The 5,198-nt window shown below is 62.4% G+C and carries 1 protein-coding gene and 2 pseudogenes; 2 read left to right on the plus strand and 1 reads right to left on the minus strand.

The features are described 5' to 3' along the window. Positions 1-267 (plus strand): annotated as a pseudogene (locus Q0C17_RS18120) (adenylate/guanylate cyclase domain-containing protein); the annotation flags it as partial. A gap of 81 nt (positions 268-348) precedes the next feature. Further along, the gene (locus Q0C17_RS18125) at positions 349-4,998 is read left to right on the plus strand and encodes a cytochrome P450 (RefSeq protein ID WP_291209365.1); all 4,650 of its coding nucleotides are present in this window, start codon (positions 349-351) and stop codon (positions 4,996-4,998) included. Here Q0C17_RS18125 and Q0C17_RS18130 read toward each other — a convergent pair. Beyond that, positions 4,995-5,198 (minus strand): annotated as a pseudogene (locus tag Q0C17_RS18130) (hypothetical protein); the annotation flags it as partial. The gene Q0C17_RS18125 and the pseudogene Q0C17_RS18130 overlap by 4 nt on opposite strands.

Consider the following 5,198-nt stretch of genomic DNA (forward strand, 5'->3'; position numbering starts at 1 on the left):
GGCGAATGGGACAAGGCGATCGCCTACGCGCGTCAGGCCCTGCATCTGAGGCCCGCCTATTGGAACGCCCGGATGAGCGAGATCACAGCGCTCGTGCATAGCGGCGAACTTGACGCAGCGGCACACGCCCATGACGCATTAGTGGCGAGGACGCCCGCATTCTCCCGAAATTTTGTGGAGTGGCTGCCCTTCCAGGAAAAAGCTCTCGTCGACTTCTTCTGGAACGCCCTAGATGCCGCACGAAAACATGTCCGTACACCGGCATAACCGTTACGCTGGCCAAGTGCGGAAGTGACTTACTTGACAGCGCGCCGCGCGTCGCTGTGGCTGCCTTTGTGGGGGGGGCGCATGATCGAGCCGAAATACTACACGAAAATTCGCGCCGCTCAGGCCGCGCCGCCGACCAAGGCGGAGCTTGCTGAGTTCGACTTTTCAGTGCTCAAGGGAGGGGGAGGGGTTGGCGCCAGCCTCGCGCAGAGCAGGTTGGTTCACGCGCTCCTGAGGCGGTTCTGGCCTGTCGGGCGCATCGGCGGACTGGGGTGGGCAGTACGCCACGCTGATGTGTCGGACATGCGGGCGCGGTGGGAAGACTTCAACGCACCCTACGGGCTCGAGATGCGCGATTTGACCGGAGGCGAAGACTTCGCGCTCGGTCTCCAGGATGGCCCCGTCTACCAGCGCCAGCTCGGGTTCATGAAATCCGTGATGCGCGCCGATGACCTGCCCCGCGTGGCGCGGAATGCACGCCAGATCGCGGAGCATGCCGTCGCATACTCAGGGGGCGAGATCGACGCCGTGGAGGACCTCCTGGTCCGTGTCGCGGTCGAGACGTGCGCGGATTACTACGGATTGTCGGTCGATGAGCCAATCCAATTTGCGCACTGGCTGATGTCGTTGAGCACCTTGCTGTTTGCCGACTATCTGGGCGATCCCAAGGTGCGGCGCCTTGCGCTTGCAGGCGCCGTCAGGGTTCGCCGTGTCATGGATGATGCCATCCTCAGGGCCCACGAGATTGCGCGCTGGCAGCTCGCGCCGCCGCCACCCGATTCCACGATGACGTCTGTCTTCGCACAGTCCGTTCGCTGGTATGAAGAAACGCTGGTCGGCAGGTTCGTAGCCCTGCAGCTTGCCGATCCAATGAGCGGGCCGTCCGACGGCGAGATACGCGCCATGCTGATCGGCATGGCGGTTGGCTATGTTCCAACAGGCGGCGGGGCAGGGGGAAACATCCTTGACGTGCTGCTGCAGCGCCCGGAATGGCTCGCGAAAGCGCACGACGCGGCACGCGAAGGACGAGATGAGGCGCTGAGCCGAATTCTGACTGAAGCCATGCGCTTCTCGCCTCCGATCAATCCGGGCGTGCCGCGCTACGTCACCCGGGATACACGGCTTGGGGGCGTCAAGCTTCCAGCAGGCGCCACGATCATCGCTGCATCATCTGCAGCAATGTTCGACCCGCGCGTCGTGTCAGATCCTGAGCGCTTCAATCCGGACCGCGACGTCAGCCGTGACCTGCAGTTCGGCGGCCCATTTATCCACTACTGCATCGGTGAGCAGCTTACGCGCGTGCTCCTTTTGGAATCGTTCAAGCCCTTGCTCAGAGAGAAGGCTCTCACTCGTGCGCCAGGAAAGGCGGGGCAGCTTGAGAAGACCGGTCCGTTCCCGCAACACCTTGGTGTTGTCTTCAGACCCCTTATCGGACGCCGTTTCCAGTCGATGGTGACGATCTGCATCCCGGTAACCGAACCCGTGCCCGTTTCGGTTCTCGACAAGCATATCGACGTGTTCGGCAATCCCGCTTCTACCTCAATCGCCAAGGCCCTCGACAACACCCAGCTGGTTCACTTCGCGCACATCTCGGCGATTGCCGGCGATCGAAACGACGCAGGAAAGCAGACGGGTCCGTCCTGGCTGATCATCGAGTTGAGCGTGGACGGTCCACCGGACACCGCAATCGAGGCATTTGTTGATGCGTTCGGCGATCCCTTGCTAAATCTGTTTGTGCTCGCGACGTCGGTTCGCACGGGTGCTGATCTCAAGGCTCTGCTGCGCAAAAGTGTCAGGCGCCTGGTCGCGGGTCGCGTGCTCGGAAGCGATACGACGGCAAGCGGCGTCAACTTTGCTGGCACGCCCGAGCTCTCGGTCCCGCGAATCAAACGAGACGCAGAAGTCGCCGACGCGGCGCGGATCCATCTCGATCAGCACCTGAAGCATCATCTCGCGTCTGGTTCGCAGGCAAGCGCTGCAATGGAGTGGGTGAGGGCGCGCATGCAGGAAGGGGAGTTCAGGAAGGATCTGGTACGACCAGCATCCATCATCCCTGCCGCGTCGCGTCGAGCAGACCGGACACTTGGCAGCACCATTGCTTCCCTGTTTTCAGACTGGTCATTCTCGGGCAAGCTCGTCGGGCTGCTGATGCTTTCGCTTCTTGCGCACTACGTGCTGTCACATGGCCTATACAGCGGGAAGCAGGCCGGACTCGCTATCCTGGTTGTCGTTCGGGCGCTGGTATCGCTTGGCATTGGTCTTCTGGTTGCCTGGCTGGCTGCTGCGGTCTGGCGGTGGACAAGCGGTGCCGCTGCGCGTCGACAGCCGCAATCCGCCTTCCTGATTGAGCATGTCGGGACGCTGTCGGCTCTTGTCACCTTGGTCGGGCTTGCTCATTTCGTCGTATTCTACAATGGCATCGGCGTTCCTGACTGGGACGGGGCCGCCTACGTCGGACGGATAGCGCTCGTGTTCGCGGTCTTCGTTGACATTCTGACATCCCTGGTGGTTGGAACGCTTGTCGCGGCAGTCGTCGCGATTGCGATCGCGCTCGTGCTGATATTCCTGCTTCGTCGGAGCGAGGTGTCGGCGCCTACTGAGGATTTCGATCCGAAACTCGCCGACGTTCAGGAGCTTGTGCGGCGTGAGAATCCCGATGGCTATGCCCAGAACCACATCATCGCGGTAACGCCGCTCAAGACTAACCCGCGCTGGCTGCGCCGGCTCACCCTCGGCCTTGCTTTCTGGGGGATCGAGAAGCTCGTTCAGCACCGGTTTCGTCCCGGCTTTGTGCTGGATATCGGGACGATCCACTTCGCGCGCTGGTTCCGGCTTCCTGGGTCGGACAAACTCGTCTTCACGTCCAACTATGACGGAAGCTGGGAAAGCTATCTCGAGGATTTCATTACCAAGGCGCATCTCGGCCAGACAGCGGTGTGGAGCAATGGCGTCGGGTTCCCGAAGACAAGCTTCCTCATGTTCGATGGCGCGACCGACGGGGCCAAGTTCAAGAGGTGGGTCCGGCGCCAGCAGGTCCCGACGCGGTTCTGGTATTCTCGCTATCCGGAACTCACGACGTCGCAGATTCGCGCCAACGCCTTGATCTGCGAGGGTCTTGCAAAGGCCAGGACCGATAGCGACTGCAAAGCCTGGATCGACCTGTTTGGCAGTGCGCCGAGGCCGAACACAGTGCTGGAGTATCACGAAATCCAGGCGCTCGTTTTCAGCGGAATGGGCAAGTTGCGCGCCGCAGAGCTTGTCCCCGTCCAGCTGCCCGACGACCGGTCATTGTGGCAGGGCTGGCTCAAGGCGTTGATCGGAGTTCATGACCTGCCGGGACATGTCGCCGTGACAGCGCCGGACGCCAGCAGGCGCGCCGTCCTCACCTTCGGCGAAAACATACCATGCGACACGGCCGCGGCGCTCGCTTTCTCCAGCGAAGGGCTCAGGCACATGGGGCTCGACAAGCTCGACTTCCGGGCCGGCGGCAATGCCGATGGTTCAACCCTCGGGACCTTCCCGACGAGCTTCCTTGATGGAATGCTCAGCGAGGCGCGTGCGCGTGTGCTTGGCGATACAGGCGAGAGCGCTCCGCAATACTGGTCCTGGGCGGGCGAGCGCGCCGCGCCACATGCCGTGCTGATCGTCTACGCCGCCGATCCGGCACAGCTCTCCACGCGCGTTGCCGCGCTCAAGCGCGAGATGCAGGATCGCTTCGGCATTCGGACGCTCGACAGCATAAGCATGGTCGATCTTCCATGTGGCGGAGGGGGCATGCGCGAGCCCTTCGGCTTCAATGACGGAATTTCGCAGCCCGTCATGCGTGGCACTGGGCGTTTCCACGAGGGCATTGATCCGATACATGTGGTCGCGCCCGGAGAGTTCATCCTTGGCTATGGCGATAACCGTGGCGACACGCCGCCCTCGCCCCTCGTGTCTGCCGAGCATGATCGTGATCTGCTGCCGAGCCTGACCTCGGACCTGCCCGGCCGGTTTCCGGGGTTTGAGCCGGGTCGCGCAAGGGCGCCGCGGGATCTCGGCCGGAATGGCTCATATCTCGTCATCCGCCAGCTTGAGCAGGATGCTGAGGGCTTCCATGCGCATGTCCAGCAACAGGCCGACCGCCTCAAGCAGGACTTCCCGGGTGCACCAGTCACCGCGGAGCTTGTCGCCGCCAAGATGGTTGGACGCTGGCCAGATGGATCATCGCTTGTGCGCCATCCATTTGTGTCTGGCGGCAAACCGGACAATGAGTTCCTCTATGGCGTTGAGGACCCGCAGGGCATTCGCTGTCCCTTTGGCGCCCACGTCCGCCGCGCCTTTCCGCGCGACAGCCTGAAGCCTGACGACCCCTCGCAGCTCAGCATCAGCAACCGGCACAGGCTGCTAAGACGAGGCCGACCCTACTCATCTTCCAGGGGAGGGGAGGCGAGGGGGCTTCTCTTCATGTGTTTCAACTCAGATATCGAACGTCAGTTCGAGTTTGTGCAGCAGACCTGGATCGCCTCGCCGAACTTTCACGGCCTGGCAGGCGAACCAGATCCGCTTGTGTCATCCGCGCCTGATGCAGAATCCTCCGAACGCAGGGATTTCACGATACCGACGCCCTCCGGCCCTATTGCAGTTCGGGACATTCAGTCCTTCGTCACGGTTCGCAATGGTGGATACTTCTTCCTGCCCGGCCGCACGGCGATTCTTTTTCTGGCCACTTTCGAGATCGCGCCCGCCTAGTCATCCGGTAGACTCATCACGACCCACAGTCCGTCCTTCCTGACGACAAGCCCGCGCTCCTTGAGATCACTCATCGCACGCGAGGTGGCTTCCCGGCTGGCGTGAACCCGCTGCCTGAGATCGGTAATCGTGGGCGGCGCGGCCAGCCGGACAAGCTCACCCGGGACCTTGCTGGGGGACCCAAGTCGCACCAGCTCTCG

This window comes from Hyphomonas sp. (assembly GCF_022844445.1).
Classification (GTDB): domain Bacteria; phylum Pseudomonadota; class Alphaproteobacteria; order Caulobacterales; family Hyphomonadaceae; genus Hyphomonas.